The sequence below is a fragment of the Treponema sp. B152 genome (genome assembly GCF_024181665.1).
Taxonomy (GTDB): Bacteria; Spirochaetota; Spirochaetia; order Treponematales; family Treponemataceae; genus Treponema_B; species Treponema_B denticola.
On the sequence record NZ_CP058668.1, the window covers coordinates 2,631,867 to 2,646,516 of the forward strand.

General features: G+C 38.9%; 14 protein-coding genes. 9 read left to right on the top strand and 5 right to left on the bottom strand.

Annotation, left to right across the window (positions count from 1 at the left end; translation table 11 throughout):
- Position 1: 1 nt before the first annotated feature.
- Genes HYB91_RS12405 through HYB91_RS12420 form a run of 4 tightly spaced genes read right to left on the bottom strand, consistent with a single transcriptional unit; the run spans position 2 to position 2,950 of the window.
- Positions 2-916, bottom strand: a complete 915-nt coding sequence (locus HYB91_RS12405; RefSeq protein ID WP_002666715.1) for a PSP1 domain-containing protein — start codon at positions 914-916, stop codon at positions 2-4.
- A gap of 10 nt (positions 917-926) precedes the next feature.
- Entirely contained in the window at positions 927-1,487 is a 561-nt protein-coding gene (locus tag HYB91_RS12410; RefSeq protein WP_002666717.1) for a YaaR family protein, read from the bottom strand.
- Positions 1,488-1,496: 9 nt separating this feature from the next.
- Positions 1,497-1,916, bottom strand: coding sequence for a bactofilin family protein (locus HYB91_RS12415; protein ID WP_002676383.1), 420 nt, complete (start codon positions 1,914-1,916; stop codon positions 1,497-1,499).
- Between the two features lie 2 nt (positions 1,917-1,918).
- A complete protein-coding gene (locus HYB91_RS12420; protein WP_002676382.1) occupies positions 1,919-2,950 on the bottom strand; it encodes a M23 family metallopeptidase in 1,032 nt (343 codons plus the stop codon).
- A gap of 250 nt (positions 2,951-3,200) precedes the next feature.
- Here HYB91_RS12420 and HYB91_RS12425 point away from each other — a divergent pair, with 250 nt between their 5' ends.
- Positions 3,201-4,748, top strand: a complete 1,548-nt coding sequence (locus HYB91_RS12425; protein WP_002693992.1) for a phenylalanine--tRNA ligase subunit alpha — start codon at positions 3,201-3,203, stop codon at positions 4,746-4,748.
- Between the two features lie 72 nt (positions 4,749-4,820).
- Here HYB91_RS12425 and HYB91_RS12430 read toward each other — a convergent pair whose 3' ends face one another.
- Complete coding sequence (locus HYB91_RS12430; RefSeq protein ID WP_002676380.1) at positions 4,821-5,135, bottom strand: hypothetical protein; 315 nt, start codon at positions 5,133-5,135, stop codon at positions 4,821-4,823.
- 182 nt (positions 5,136-5,317) lie between these two features.
- On the opposite strand from HYB91_RS12430, the gene HYB91_RS12435 reads away from it, so the two are divergent.
- The 8 genes from HYB91_RS12435 (at position 5,318) to HYB91_RS12470 (ending at position 14,640) form a co-directional block, all read left to right on the top strand.
- Entirely contained in the window at positions 5,318-6,943 is a 1,626-nt protein-coding gene (locus tag HYB91_RS12435) for an alpha-glucosidase (RefSeq protein WP_002676379.1), read from the top strand.
- A gap of 94 nt (positions 6,944-7,037) precedes the next feature.
- The gene (locus tag HYB91_RS12440) at positions 7,038-8,042 is read left to right on the top strand and encodes a lipoprotein TP_1001-related protein (protein WP_002676378.1); all 1,005 of its coding nucleotides are present in this window, start codon (positions 7,038-7,040) and stop codon (positions 8,040-8,042) included.
- 177 nt (positions 8,043-8,219) lie between these two features.
- Complete coding sequence (locus tag HYB91_RS12445; protein ID WP_002666734.1) at positions 8,220-9,464, top strand: DUF3798 domain-containing protein; 1,245 nt, start codon at positions 8,220-8,222, stop codon at positions 9,462-9,464.
- Positions 9,465-9,582: 118 nt separating this feature from the next.
- Complete coding sequence (locus HYB91_RS12450) at positions 9,583-11,163, top strand: sugar ABC transporter ATP-binding protein (RefSeq protein WP_002676377.1); 1,581 nt, start codon at positions 9,583-9,585, stop codon at positions 11,161-11,163.
- A 1-nt stretch (position 11,164) separates the two neighbouring features.
- Entirely contained in the window at positions 11,165-12,205 is a 1,041-nt protein-coding gene (locus HYB91_RS12455; protein WP_002673231.1) for an ABC transporter permease subunit, read from the top strand.
- A gap of 6 nt (positions 12,206-12,211) precedes the next feature.
- A complete protein-coding gene (locus tag HYB91_RS12460) occupies positions 12,212-13,348 on the top strand; it encodes an ABC transporter permease subunit (RefSeq protein WP_002676375.1) in 1,137 nt (378 codons plus the stop codon).
- A complete protein-coding gene (locus HYB91_RS12465) occupies positions 13,345-13,749 on the top strand; it encodes a DUF6672 family protein (RefSeq protein ID WP_002676372.1) in 405 nt (134 codons plus the stop codon). Before HYB91_RS12460 ends, HYB91_RS12465 begins: the two co-directional genes overlap by 4 nt.
- 168 nt (positions 13,750-13,917) lie before the next feature.
- The gene (locus tag HYB91_RS12470) at positions 13,918-14,640 is read left to right on the top strand and encodes a 5'-methylthioadenosine/adenosylhomocysteine nucleosidase (RefSeq protein ID WP_002676371.1); all 723 of its coding nucleotides are present in this window, start codon (positions 13,918-13,920) and stop codon (positions 14,638-14,640) included.
- The last annotated feature ends 10 nt before the right edge of the window (positions 14,641-14,650 follow it).

Below are 14,650 nucleotides of genomic sequence, written 5' to 3' on the forward strand. Positions count from 1 at the left end.
TTTATCTTACTTGCCACTTTCCTCCGATATTGACCACACGCTTTGAGGGCAAAGAAAGGATTCGTCCGTCTTCTCCCAATAAGGAAACCATTTGGGTAAGAAGATTTACCTCGGTAATCTTAAAGGTTGTGCCGTCATATGGGAATCTTGCGCCTTCAGGCGGCATTAATCTTCTAGCTTCTGCATACCAATCATATTCATAAGACAGGCAGCATAATAACCTTCCGCACTGTCCCGATATTTTTGATGAATTGAGCGATAGGTTTTGTTCCTTTGCCATTTTTATAGAAACAGGTTTGAGTTTATCGGTTACGTTATGGCAGCAATAGGGCCGTCCGCAGCAGCCGAGGCCTCCTATAATGCGGGATTCATCCCTAACGCCTATTTGCCTTAATTCAACTCTTATTTTAAAAACGGAAACAAGATCCTTGACCAATTTTCTAAAATCAATCCGAGTATCGGCACTGAAAAAGAACAATACCTTAGGTTCATCAAGTAAAAAATGGCAGCCTATAAACTTCATTTCCAAGTTATTTAAGGCAACCTTTTCTTTAAAAATCTTGGCAGCTTCTTTTTCTTTTTTGTTGTTTTCCTCCAATATGCTCTCTTCTTCAGCATTTATTTTTCGAATAATTTTTACAACCTCATCCGGATTGGCATTGATGGGAGCCTTGACAGGACCTCCGAAACGAGCTGCATCATTACCGTACCGTGTAGGCACAAGAACAAAGTCGCCCGTTTTAAATTCTTGATGTTCATCAGCTGTCGCATAAAAGCTTTCTTTTGAGTAATCCAAATTAAGCTCATATAGGGGTTGAGGAAAATCGTTGGGATTTGAGCTCATTTTTACAGGTCTTTGATCTTTATCTTCAAGAGATTCAATATCTTCTATATTTTCGTTAATATCATAATCCATTATTGCCCCGCTATGTAGTCAAGTTGACTAAAAGACCTTTTATTTCATCCAGTTTAGCTAAGATTTGCAGTTTTTCAAGTTGATTAAATAAAAGTTCCTGTGTTAGTTTGTCTATTTTTTCATCAATGACTTTTACTATTACATAATTACGCTGTTTTAGCGGATTTAAACCGCCTGAAGTTACCGCTTTTACATTAAGTGAATGTTGAAGTGCAAAGTTTACAAAGCTTTTGACTGCTTTTTTATATTTGTTTATTGTTTCCTCATTTACGTTTTCGGCCAGATTAGCCCCGCTGGAATAAACCTCGTCCTGTAAGACGGCTAAAATATCGTCTACAGCTTTTTTTCTTTCTTCAGGATTAAGACCTTCCAGTTTTTTTTCGTAATAGGATTCCTCAGACTCCTGAATATTGCTATCCAAAATTGTATCTAAAAAAGTTTTTTGCTTTTTTACTTTGGTATTTTCCGTTTTTCGTGTTTGATTTTTTTGAATGTGCGAATCTTTGGCTATTAGAGGCGCGGCGGTATTAAGAGCGGAAACATAGTTGCTTGTATCCACGGAGTTTCCCATAATTTAACCTCACCTGGAATGTACAAGAGCAGAAGCCGCAAGGCCCTGTCTGTTTTTGTATTCTTTTTCCGCCTTTTCAAATTCGGCCTGATTATCTACGGCAAAGCAGTAGCCGTGTAAAAATACATCATCATCTAAGCGTATTTTTTTTGTCAAAACCGAGCCTAAAATAAGGCCTGTTGACAGGACGATCACGCTTTCCGGAGCTATAACATCGCCTTGAACCATTCCGCCTATGGTTATCGACTTGGCATGTACGTTTCCTCGGACTCTTGCATTCTCTGCAATTATAACTCTTCCGGGGGTTTTTATGTCTCCGTTTATATCTCCGTCTACACGTAAAAATCCGGGTACGGTTAAGCTTCCGTTTACAAAGGTTCCCGGGCCTATGATTGTGTTTATGGAAATATCGTCAATAAAATCAGCCATGACTATTTTTTTCTTCCGGTATTTTTTATGTTAAGATATTTCATAGGATCTACAACATCGGAACCTATGTGAACCTCATAGTGTAAGTGGGGGCCGGTAGATATACCTGTGTTGCCTATATAGCCTATGACCTGACCCTTTTGCACATGCTGTCCTCGTGTAACCCTAAATGAGCTTAGGTGAGCGTATCTTGTAAAGAAACCGTGCTTATGCTTAATAATAATATAGTTACCCCAGCCCGGATCCGTTTCTACCGTAATAACCTGTCCGTCAGCCGTAGCCATAATCGGATCGCCTGAGCGGCCTGTTGCAAGGTCTATACCGGTGTGAATATACCATTGGCCGGTAAAAGGATGGCGGTTTTGACCGAAGGCCATCGTGATATGTCCGATGCCGCCCTTAATGGGCCAAAGACTCGGAATATCCGAAAAGAGGGCTGTTTGAGTGTCCATCAGTTTTGCCATTTCCTGTACGGGCTGAATGGTGTCCTGTAAATAGGCTGAAAGTTTTTTAAGCTCGCTTACTTCTCTTGCCGTTCCTTGGGCCTGTTCTTGGACATTAAACAGGAGTGAAAGGTCGCTTGAATCGTCGTTTTCTGCACCTGTTTCCATAATGGACTGTAAACCCAAAGATGTTAATGTAGAAGAAAGAGTGGATTGAAAATTCTTTGCATTTTTTAAGAGGTCATTGGTTTCATTTTTTAAAACATTAAGGCTGGCTTGAGTTTTACGTGTTTCTTCCTTTAGGTTGGCCAGTTTTCTGGCAGAAGCTACAGATTCGGCTGCAAACCAAAAAAATGAAGCTAAAATACCTACAAGCAAAACCGAAACAAAAACAATCGAAAAAATACTTGCCTGAAAATTTACGATCCTCTTTTGAGAATGCGGAACAACCATTACGGTAAGCTTTTTGCGTCCGCCGTTGATGAATTTCATTACACCCTTGGATACGCTTGTACAAAAAGCCTTAAAAAGCTCATTAAAATAGCGTACCAAGTTGTTTTCTGCCCGTTTATATGTTCGTGTTCTTGACACTTTAAACTCCTCTTCTGACTATACCATAATTAAATAATAAAAAGTACAGATTAAAATTCCAAAAATTAAAGGTATTGTCTTTTTTTTATCGGCTTTTTAAACCAAATTATTTAGCACACAACCGACACAATATTATACAATAAGTAAGATTTTTTGTAAAGTCCTAAAAAATTATATAATCCGAATTGTGTACAAAGAATTGAAAATGTGCTATAATCCCTTATCTTTTTAGATGAATTTCGGAGTAAATATGGATATCAAAAGCATTATAAAAAATCTTCATCCTCTTGAGATTAAGGTTTTAAAAAATTTTAAAATAGGCGAGTATCTTGATAATAAAAAACTTGAGCTTAAACTTTCGTATAAAGAAGGTCATGCAAATCAGGTTTTTTCGTGGCTTAAGATGAAGGGCTTAATAAAAGAAACCGACCGCAAAAAACACATATTTTTTGAACTTACAAATATCGGGACAGATTTTGCCGAACGCGGTACTCCGGAACAAAGAATTTTACAGCTTTTAAAAGAAAAAGGCGAACTGAAGCTTCCTGAAATTGCTGAAGCCCTTAATTTGGAAAATAAGGATGTAGGTTCGGCCTTCGGTGTTCTTTCAAAAGAAGGTGCCGTCAAGATGAATGAAGAAAAAAAGGCTTCCTTTGTGCAAGAACCGCAGTCAAAACGCTTTAAGATAACCGTCGAATTGTTGAAAAAAGGCCTTAAAACCGAAGGCCATATCATAGCCGAGGAAGATCTTGATGATGAAGAACGCGAGATTATCAACTCAATTGCAAAAAAACGCGGAGCAGCCGACAGCCCTTATAAGATCGTAGAGCGGGATTCGGTTGTTTACGGGTTTACTGACGATGTTCCTTCTCTTCAAAAAGAGCTTGAATCAGAGGGGATTACAGGCGATGAGACGGGACAGCTTACAGCCGAGAGCTTAAAAACCGGAAGCTGGAAAAATCAAACATTTAGAAGCTACAATATAAATCTCCCGCCTGCCCGTATAATTTCGGGAAGGACTAATCCCTATTGCGACTTTTTGGAGGGAGTAAAGGACAAGCTCGTAGGCTTAGGCTTTGAAGAATTTGACGGCCCTCTCGTAGAAACCGATTTTTGGAACTCGGATGCTCTTTTTATGCCCCAATTTCATGCTGCTCGTGATATTCATGACGTTTACTACATAAAAAATCCGACTCATGCAAAGAGTATTGAAGAGCCTTTTTTATCCCGCGTTGCCGAAACCCATGAGACAGGAGGAAATACAGGAAGCCGAGGCTGGAATTATTCCTTTGACAGAAACTTTACAAAACGCCTCTTGCTTAGAAGCCAAGGTACGGTTCTTTCAGCCCATCAGCTTGCAAAGGCAAAGATACCCGGCAAATATTTCGGCATAGCCCGATGTTTCCGGTACGATAAGGTGGATGCTACCCATTTGTCCGACTTTTATCAAACCGAAGGAATAGTTTTAGGCGATGAGGTTAATTTAAAAACCCTTTTAGGCATCCTCAAAATGTTTGCCGTCGAAATAGCAGGCGCTACCGAGGTTAAATATGTCGGCGGCTATTTCCCCTTTACCGAACCTTCGATTGAAGTGCATATAAAACACCCTGTTTTAGGCTGGTTCGAGCTTGGCGGCTCAGGTATTCTCCGCCCCGAAGTATCCAGAACAATGGGAGTTGATGTCCCCGTATTGGCTTGGGGGATAGGCATTGACCGAATGGCCCTCATGGCTCTTGGCTTAAACGATTTGCGAGAGCTTTTCAGCTCGGACATTGAGGGAGTCAGGCTCAGGAAGTAAAAAAAGCCCCATCGGAGGACGGAATCTTCCGATGGGGATAAAACTTTGCTTGATAAAAAACAGGTTTTGCAGTTACTTTATCTTCTTGGGTACAAAGCGTTTTCTTAATTCAGCTGCTTTAGTACCTGTTGCGATATCTGTGCCGGGTTTTTTATCTATAACTTGATAATTTAAATTTTTTGCAAGGGCATCTATATTAACTGCCCCAAGTGCTTCTACTACAACTTGTGCATCTATTGGATTCCTTTCTGCATCCTTTTCAAGCACTTTTATAAACGCTTCATAATGTGCTTTTTGTGCAGTATTCATTTTAAAAGCACAAGAAGTAAACAACAAAGCGGACACAGCCAACAAAAGTACAACTGTAAAAATTTTTTTATTTTTCATAAATAACTCCTTATAAAAACTTTTTGCAAGTGTTTATACAACCATACTATACTACACTATACGTACTGTCAAGAGCCCGCATATTCTCTATATCTTTTTGAAATATATATCCCTTAAATATAGACAAATAATAAAAAACAATTAAAATATAAGTTAGATAAAATTTATTTAGGAGAAAATGTATGGAATGGTGGAATAAAAGGGTTTTTTATCAGATATATCCCAGAAGTTTTTGTGATGCAAACAATGACGGGATGGGGGACATTCAGGGTATTATCTCAAAATTGCCTTATTTAAAGGAACTGGGTATAGGGGCAATTTGGCTTTCTCCCGTAACCGCATCCTCCGATTATGATAACGGCTATGATGTTTCCGATTATTGCGATATCAATCCTAAATTCGGCACAATGGATGACTTTAAGTCTCTATTAAAAGAAGCAGATAAACTGGATATCAAGATTGTGATGGACTTGGTTATAAACCATACAAGTGATCAGCACAGATGGTTTATAGAATCTAAAAATCCCGAATCGCCCTACCATAATTATTATGTTTGGAAAGAACCTAGGCTTGTAAAGAGTAAAAAGCTGCCCCCAAATAACTGGGACAGCCTTTTTTTGGGTTCTGCATGGAAGTATTGCGAGGAAAACGGACTCTATTATCTTCACCTTTTTACCGAAAATCAGCCCGATCTAAACTATAACAATCCTGCGGTTATTGAAGAAGTAAAAAAGATATTGAAGTTTTGGCTGGATATGGGTGTTGCGGGTTTCCGCTGCGATGTTATAAACTGCATTTATAAAACCTCTTACGAGGATGCAAAAAAAAGAAGGATTAAAACAGGCAAAGAGTTTTATCTTTCTCAAAAGGGCTGCCACGATATTCTAAAAGAATTAAATAGAGATGTCCTAAAACCCTACAATGCCTTTACCGTAGGAGAAACTATGGATGTTTCTTTAGAAGAAGCCAAAGATTTTATTCAGGACGAATTGACTCTTGTTTTTCCTTTTGAACATCACACGGGGGTAGACTGCTGGTTTCAAATTCCGGTTTTAAAACGGAAATATAAACCTTTCCGAATGATTAAAATCCTAAAAAAATGGCAGACTAAAATGTCGTGGACTCCTCTTTTCTTTGAAAATCACGATCAGGTACGTTCCGTTTCGCGGTTTGGGGATGAGGGAAAGTACTACAAAGAAAGCGTCAAAATGCTTGCAACGGTTCTTTTAACCCAAAGAGGAACTCCCTTTATTTATCAAGGTGAGGAAATCGGGCTTACCAATACCGATTTTAAAAGCATGGATGAAATCGACGATATAGCCACAAAGAATATTTATGACACTCTCCGCCGTCTTAAATTCGGTAAAAAACGGGCCTTTAAAATGACAATGAACTATGCCCGGGACCATGCAAGAACTCCCATACCGTGGGATGATTCCGAAAACGGGGGCTTTTGTACCGTAAAGCCTTGGCTGCGGCTTAACGAAAAATATAAAGAAATAAATGTAAAGAAGAATCTATCGGAATCCGATTCCTGCTTTAATTATTATAAGAAACTGATAGCCTTAAGAAACGAGGAAGAAGCCTTACAGCTCGGCGATATAGAATTTGCGGATTTGGGAAAGGATATTTTTGCATATTACCGTAAAAAAGACGATAAAACTTTTTTTATTGTTTCCAATATGTCAGGCAAGGCTCAGAAGATAAGGGAAGAGGTTAGAGGTCTTCCGATTCTATTTAATTATAGAAACTTTAACCCTCAACAGAAGATTTTACGTCCCTTTGAGTCTGTAATTACAAGAATTTAGGGTATCTCTAAAAAACTTATTGGATTTTAAGAAATATTTTAAAATTTTACTATAAAGGCTAAAAAAAACATACAAGATAGGTAGGAGGTCTTTTATGAAAAAAAGATTTTTTTTATCTGTTTTGTTGGTTTTGAGTTTATGTGCTTCTTGCAGCGGAATGATTGAACAGCCGGGCTTTGTTTCAATTTTTCTTGGTGATGGTGAGAGCATTACTCTCAAAGAATTTGAGCAGTCCCCAAATAATGAGATAACTCTTATTTTTGAAGGGCGAGTCACCGGTCTCCAAGCTTATGCCTTAAAAGGAAATTTACCCGAAGAAATTTTGTGTACTGTTGAAGAGATTGAAGCAGCCGATTTTTCGCAGGACAAGGCTTATAAGGCTAAGAACGGAGACCTTTCCGTTTTTAAGATTAAGCCTGGTGCAAGCTTTGAGATAGGCGAAGATTTTAAAATATGCGGAAAGGTTAAAGCTCAAAATCAATTTCTTGATTTTGAGCTTCCCTTTAAGGGTGCAAACACTAGGCCTGCAAAGCTGTCTTTTTCTTCTTTAAAGCTAGGCTCCGCATCTAAAGAGGGCTTTATAAGATTCAGCGTAAAAAAAAGCGGAAACTTATTCGGGATAAGTCTTGTAAATGCGGGAAACTCAAAAGAACCTGACTATGTGTTTCCTGCTTTTGAGGTAGAAGCAGGAGATATAATTGTATTCTATTGGTATTTACCGCTAGACGGTTCAATGCCTGAAGACGGTATTTTAGTTTCCGCCGATGCTTGTAATGCTCTTGAGCCGGGAGAAAAGGCTTTTTGTTTTTGGGCTAAGCTGCAAAAGTTTCAGCCGAAAAGGACGAATGCCGTTCTTATTAGAACAAGTCAAAATGAGGGTTTACAGGATGCCGTCTTGTTTAGGAATCCCAAGGATGAGGAATGGGGAAGACCTGAAATTGAACGAGCTGCATTGGAAGCTGCCGAAGCCGGTTTATGGCAGCCTGATGGAGATATTTTAAATGCAGTACAAGCAAATATAACTCCTACAAAAATGATTAAACGGATTTCGCAGGTAACAATAAATCATAATGCAGCGGACTGGGTTTTAACAAAATAAATTTAAAAAAAATTATAAAAAACTTGACGGCTAAATACATGTGTGCTACAATTTTAACCAACAGTTTAAAAGTGTCTATTTTGTCTTTAAGATACTCTCTTAATTAAGCAGGTAATACACAAAAAGCTGCAAAATTTTTAAACTTTTATAGTTTTCTTAAAAAATGGAGGTTCATTTATGAAAAAGAGAACTTTGGTGTTCGGTGTTTTTTTGATAGCATTGTTTGCTTTTATCGCAGGATGCAGCAAAGAAACTGAGGAAAAAGGATCTGCAAAAACAGAAACTAAAGGTCCGGCATATCACATTGGAATTATGACCGGAACAGTATCGCAATCTGAAGATGACTTGCGCGGAGCTGAAGAGCTTATCCGCATTTACGGTTCTGTAAAAGACGGAGGAATGATTCAGCATATTACCTATCCTGATGATTTTATGTCTCAGCAGGAAACAACAATCTCTCAGATTGTAGCTCTTGCGGATGATCCTAAAATGAAGGCTATCGTTACAAATCAGTCAATTCCGGGAACAGCAGAAGCTTTTAAACGCGTAAAAGAAAAGAGACCCGATATTCTTTGTTTTGCCGGTGAAGCTCATGAGGATCCGCTTGTAATTGATGCCGCCGCCGATATGGTTGCATCTCAGGATTTTATTTCTCGAGGATATACAATCGCTTGGGCTGCAAAACAAATAGGAGCAAAACATTTTGTTCATATTTCTTTCCCCAGACACATGTCATATCAGACCTTAGGCTTACGCCGACAGCTTCTTGAAATTGCTTGTAAAGAGGATTTGGGTATGGAATTCCATTTTGAAACAGCTCCTGATCCCACAAGTGATGTCGGAACAGCCGGTGCTCAGCAATTCATTTTGGAAAAAGTTCCTCAGTGGATTGAAAAATATGGAAAAGAAACCTGTTTCTTCTGTACAAATGATGCTCATACGGAACCTTTGTTAAAGCAGCTTTTTGCTTACGGCGGTATGTTTATTGAAGCAGACTTGCCCTCACCATTGATGGGATATCCCGGAGCTTTAGGTATCGACTTATCTGCAGAGCAGGGCGACTTCCAGAAAATATTAAAGAAAGTCGAAGATACTGTTATTGCAAAGGGCGGAAAAGGAAGATTCGGTACTTGGGCATATTCTTTAGGTTTTACCGTTTCTGCAGGTTTGGGCGAATATGCCCGCCGTGTTATTGACGGAGAAGCAAAACTACATAATATGAAGGATTTGTCGGAAGCCTTTAATAAGTTTACTCCGGGAGCAAAATGGAAGAGTACTGCATATGTTGATGCAAGCACGGGCGTTCGCTCAAAGAATCATGCCTTGATGTTTATGGATACATATGTTTTCGGTCAGGGTTATCTGCCGTCTACAGCACAGGAAATTCCGGAAAAATATTATACCACTAAATTCTCCAACTAAATTGGGGCTAATTATTGGTTAATTTATTTTTAAAGGATTATTTAATTTTCCTTAACTCGTAATTTTATAGGGGCGGATTAGCTTCGCCCCTTACTTTTTGATTTAGGACAGAACTGTTATGAATGACAATAAAGATTTTTTGACATTGGAAAATATCACAAAAGATTTTTCCGGTACACAGGTTCTGCAAGGTGTGAATTTTTCGTTAAAAAGAGGAGAAATAATCGGTTTGGTAGGAGAAAACGGGGCCGGTAAAACAACTCTGATGAGCATCTTGTTTGGAATGCCTGTTATTAATGATACAGGAGGATATGGCGGACGTATTTTGATCGAGGGAAAAGAAGTCAAATTTAAGTCGCCTTTTGATGCTTTGGATGCCGGAATCGGAATGGTTCACCAAGAATTTTCGCTGATTCCCGGATTTTCGGCAATGGAAAATATTATGCTGAACAGGGAGCTACAAACCCCTTCTATCCTTTCAGACTTATTTACCCCCCGATTAAGTTTATTAAAGAGAAAAGAAATGAATGATAGAGCTCAAGCCGTTTTAAACGAGCTTGGCGTTTCAATAGATGCCCGCACATTAATTTCGGAAATGCCTGTAGGCCATAAGCAATTTACCGAAATTGCACGCGAAATAGACAGAGATAATGTAAAACTTTTGGTTTTAGATGAGCCGACTGCTGTTTTAACCGAATCCGAGGCGGATATTCTTTTAGCGGCAGTAAAAAAACTTGCAGATAAGGGAATAGCCGTAATTTTTATTTCGCATAGATTGCAGGAAGTTATAGACATATGCGATAGAGTCGTAATCCTAAGAGACGGAAAAACGATTCAAGATAAAAAAACAAGCGAGATAACAATTCCTGAAATTGCTGCAGGTATGGTAGGCCGCGAAATTTCCAATACGGAAAAAAAAGACAAGGAAAAAAAGACAGGGTCTGTAGTGCTTGATGTAAAAAATCTTTGGGTCGATATGCCCGGTGAGATTGTCCGAAATGTAAACTTTTCAGTTCACGAAGGCGAAATCTTCGGTATAGGCGGTCTTGCAGGTCAAGGAAAGGTCGGTATTCCCAACGGAATTATGGGTATCTTCCCGGCCGGAGGAACTGTAACCTTTAAAGGAAAAGAGCTCTCGTTAAATAATACTAAGCAGGCCTTACTGGACGGATTAGCATTTGTTTCTGAAGACAGACGAGGTGTAGGTCTTCTTCTTGATGAAAGCCTTGAGTGGAATATCGCTTTTACGGCTATTCAATCTAAAAGAGCATATCTAAAAAGTTATTTGGGCGGGCTTCTTAAAATAAGAGATGAAAAAGTGATGAAATCTCTGGCAGACAAATATATAGATATGCTTCAAATACGATGTACGGGAAGTCATCAAAAGGCAAAGGAGCTTTCGGGCGGAAATCAGCAAAAGATTTGTTTGGCTAAGGCTTTTTGCCTTGAGCCTGAGATTCTTTTTGTTGCAGAACCTACGCGAGGTATTGACGTAGGTGCAAAAGCCCTTGTTTTGGATGCCTTGAGAAAAATAAATAAGGAACTCGGTACTACAATCATTATGATTTCAAGTGAGCTGGAAGAGCTCCGTTCCGTCTGCGACAGGGTTGCAATCGTTTTCCACGGAGAGATTTCAGGAATTTTGCCGCCGGAAGAAAAACCGGCAGAATTTGCTTTATATATGGCGGGGGTAAAATAGTATGGAAAAGTTTAAAAAAATACTTGCGGATTTCGGTATACCTAGAATAATTATTCTATTATTTCTTCTCAGCCTTTTTATAATTGCCCCCTTTGTTAAGGTAAGCATAGGAGCTTCTCTTTCGGACGTTGCAAACCGTTTCGGTATGAATGCCTTGATGGTTTTGGCCATGGTTCCGATGATTCAAACAGGCTGCGGTTTAAACTTCGGTCTTTCATTAGGAGTTTTGGGAGGGCTGCTAGGTTCTACTTTAGCAATGCAATTCGGGCTTGTCGGTATTGCAGGCTTTTTTACTGCCGTGTTTCTAACAATTATTTTTTCAGGAATAATAGGCTTGGGTTATAGTCAGATATTAAATAAGGTTAAAGGAGAAGAGATGACAATAGCCATGTATATCGGCTTTGCATCGGTTACCTTTATGGCTATTTTATGGATAGTACTTCCTTATTCAAATCCGAGTATGGTTTGGGCTTATTCGGGACAGGGCTTGCGTACAACAATAACTCTTGATGGGTATTGGGTAAATATTTTAAATGATTTTTTACCAATTAAAATCGGCTCTTTCAAATTCCCTACTGGTGTAATATTGTTCTGTGCGGTATGTATGTTCTTAATGAAGCTTTTTATGAAAACGAGAACAGGTACGGCATTGACGGCTGTCGGTTCAAATCCCGATTTTGCAAGGGCAAGCGGCGTAAGTATAAACAGGGCAAGAACTATCAGTATAGTCCTTTCAACGATATGCGGAGGAATAGGAATCTTATTGTATCAACAAAGTTTCGGTTTTATTCAGCTTTATAAGGCTCCGCTTTTTATGGCCTTCCCGGCAGTAGCTGCCATTCTTATAGGCGGAGCTTCGGTCAATAAGGCTTCAATTTTAAATGTCGTTATAGGTACTGTTCTGTTTCAGGGAATTTTGTCGATGACACCTTCAGTTATAAACAGTATTTTGCAGACCGATATGTCCGAGGTTATCCGAATTGTGCTTTCAAACGGTATGATTTTATATGCTCTGACAAGAAAAACACAAAAGACGAGGTAATTGATTATGAATAAAATAACGGAAAAATTAAATAAAAAATTAAAGAAATTTTCGGTACTCGATTTTTTGGCTGATAATCTTGTTTCGCTTATTTTCTTATTGATTTCTTTTGTGGCTATTCCCGTATCAGGCCTTTCGGCTCATCATATTATAGGTGAGATTTTAACCCGAATAGGAAGAAACTCCTTTTTGGTATTCTCCCTTATCTTACCTATTATGGCCGGTATGGGTATAAACTTCGGTATGGTTTTAGGTGCAATGGCAGGACAGATAGGCTTAATCTTTGCGATGGACTGGGGTATCGGCGGTATTTACGGTTTGGTATTTGCAGCCTTGATAGGAATGCCCATTTCGGTACTGCTCGGCTGGATTGCCGGCTCAATATTAAACAAAGCAAGAGGCCGTGAAATGGTAACAAGTTATATCTTGGGTTTTTTCTTTAACGGCGTATACCAGTTCTTTGTTTTGTATCTTATGGGTTCGGTTATACCGATGCACAACAAAGCTATAAAACTTTCGCGCGGTTTCGGTGTGCGGAATACTCTTGAGCTTGCCCCTGTAAGACAGGTATTGGACACGACTTTCTCATTCAATATAGCAGGGTTACGTATACCAGTCTTATCCTATCTTATTATTATTGCTCTTTGTTTATTTATCGTATGGTTTAGAAAAACAAAGCTTGGACAGGATATGAGGGCCATCGGACAAAATCAATCGGTTTCAAATTCGGCCGGTATCGCCGTTGAACACACAAGGATTATTTCGATTATAATTTCGACTGTATTGGCCTGCATAGGACAGATTATTTTCTTACAGAATATGGGAAATATGAGCACTTACAATGCCCATGACCAGACGGGCTTTTTTGCCGCCGCCGCTATCTTGGTTGGAGGCGCTTCGGTCAGCAGGGTAAGTATAAAGAATGTTTTTATAGGCGTTGTTCTCCTCCACTTCTTGTACATTGTTACCCCGATGGCAGGTCAACAGCTTCTTGGTTCTGCAATGATTGGAGAATACTTTAGAGATTTTGCCGGTTATGCGGCAATAGCTCTTTCATTGGTGCTCTATGCTGCAAGAAATCAGAGAAATGCGGAGAAGAAACGTTCCGAATTACGTTTGCAAACTGAAGGAGAAAAAAAATGAGAATACAATCGAAAAAAACGGTTTTAGCAATAAGAATTATTTTGCCTATTCTTTATGTTTTGCTGCTTATCCTTATGTTTACTATGGGTAGAACTCACGCAGTTTTATTTGAAAACAAAAAAGCCGATGACGGCAGCTTTAAGGCCTTTGATTCAATTGAGGTCAGCTTTAACGGACAAGAACCTTTAGAGCTTTTTAAGGGTGATAGGGATCAAATACTTTTGAGGGGGCAAAAACACAAGGTCATTATAAGATTTACTGATGGAAGAGATGACTTTGTCGGAGAATTTAGAATACCTCTTTTTCAAGATACCGTCTTATTGTCTCTTCCTGCCTTGGTGGAAAATTTGCCTTCGGCAGTAAGTCCTTTTGATCTATATACCGAGCCTACAAAAGAATAGGGCTTTAAATATTTTAGATCAAATCAACCGCCTTGTAAAACAATTAAGTTTTTCGAGGCGGTTTTTGTTATATATGGAATGTTGATAACTCAAGGTGTAGAATACCCAAGTATTTTTATGCTATAATCCTGATATGACGTTTATTTTGAATTTAAGAAGAGGTTAATAATGAAGATAGGAATTTTTGGTGCTGAAGAGCAGGAAGTTAAACTTTTAAAAAAGCATTTAGTTGGGGAAATTCGAAAAATTGCCGGTCTTAGTTTTTTTACGGGAACGATAATGGGAAAGGATGTTGTTCTTGTGTGCAGCGGAATAGGTAAGGTCAATGCGGCTCTGTGCTGTCAAATTCTTATTTCGGAATTTAAGGTTGATGCCGTAATAAACACCGGGGCGGCCGGAGGGCTTTTGGAAGGTATAAATGTTTTCGATATGGTTGTTTCCACCGATGCAGTTCAGCATGATGTAGATGCAACAGCCTTTGGACATCCCATTGGGCAGGTACCTATGACAAAGTCTCCTTTTTGGCCTGCCGACAAAAAGCTTAAAACCCTGGCACTTAAAGCTTTTAAGGCTATGCAAAAAGAAAGTGATGATGAGCATATAAAAAATTTAAAGCTTATTGAAGGCCGAATTGCTTCAGGGGATACCTTTGTTTCAGATAAAAAACTTAGAGAAAGGATTATCAAAGAATTTAATCCTGCCTGTGTTGAAATGGAAGGGGCAGCAGCTGCTCAAGTTTGCTGCATAAATAAAATTCCCTTTTTAATTTTGAGGAGTATTTCCGATACGGCCGGAAAGGATGAAGCTGCTAAAATTTCTTATGAGGTTTTTTCGGCACAGGCAGCAAAGGATTCCTCTCTTTTGGTGCTGCAGCTGCTGAAAATGCTTTAATAAAATTTTG

What these genes read in the sequence shown, in the direction of transcription:
- HYB91_RS12405 (WP_002666715.1), bottom strand. Translation starts at nt 916, where the DNA reads ATGGATTATGATATTAACGAAAATATAGAAGATATTGAATCTCTTGAA.
- HYB91_RS12410 (WP_002666717.1), bottom strand. Translation starts at nt 1,487, where the DNA reads ATGGGAAACTCCGTGGATACAAGCAACTATGTTTCCGCTCTTAATACC.
- HYB91_RS12415 (WP_002676383.1), bottom strand. Translation starts at nt 1,916, where the DNA reads ATGGCTGATTTTATTGACGATATTTCCATAAACACAATCATAGGCCCG.
- HYB91_RS12425 (WP_002693992.1), top strand. Translation starts at nt 3,201, where the DNA reads ATGGATATCAAAAGCATTATAAAAAATCTTCATCCTCTTGAGATTAAG.
- HYB91_RS12430 (WP_002676380.1), bottom strand. Translation starts at nt 5,135, where the DNA reads ATGAAAAATAAAAAAATTTTTACAGTTGTACTTTTGTTGGCTGTGTCC.
- HYB91_RS12435 (WP_002676379.1), top strand. Translation starts at nt 5,318, where the DNA reads ATGGAATGGTGGAATAAAAGGGTTTTTTATCAGATATATCCCAGAAGT.
- HYB91_RS12440 (WP_002676378.1), top strand. Translation starts at nt 7,038, where the DNA reads ATGAAAAAAAGATTTTTTTTATCTGTTTTGTTGGTTTTGAGTTTATGT.
- HYB91_RS12445 (WP_002666734.1), top strand. Translation starts at nt 8,220, where the DNA reads ATGAAAAAGAGAACTTTGGTGTTCGGTGTTTTTTTGATAGCATTGTTT.
- HYB91_RS12450 (WP_002676377.1), top strand. Translation starts at nt 9,583, where the DNA reads ATGAATGACAATAAAGATTTTTTGACATTGGAAAATATCACAAAAGAT.
- HYB91_RS12455 (WP_002673231.1), top strand. Translation starts at nt 11,165, where the DNA reads ATGGAAAAGTTTAAAAAAATACTTGCGGATTTCGGTATACCTAGAATA.
- HYB91_RS12460 (WP_002676375.1), top strand. Translation starts at nt 12,212, where the DNA reads ATGAATAAAATAACGGAAAAATTAAATAAAAAATTAAAGAAATTTTCG.
- HYB91_RS12465 (WP_002676372.1), top strand. Translation starts at nt 13,345, where the DNA reads ATGAGAATACAATCGAAAAAAACGGTTTTAGCAATAAGAATTATTTTG.
- HYB91_RS12470 (WP_002676371.1), top strand. Translation starts at nt 13,918, where the DNA reads ATGAAGATAGGAATTTTTGGTGCTGAAGAGCAGGAAGTTAAACTTTTA.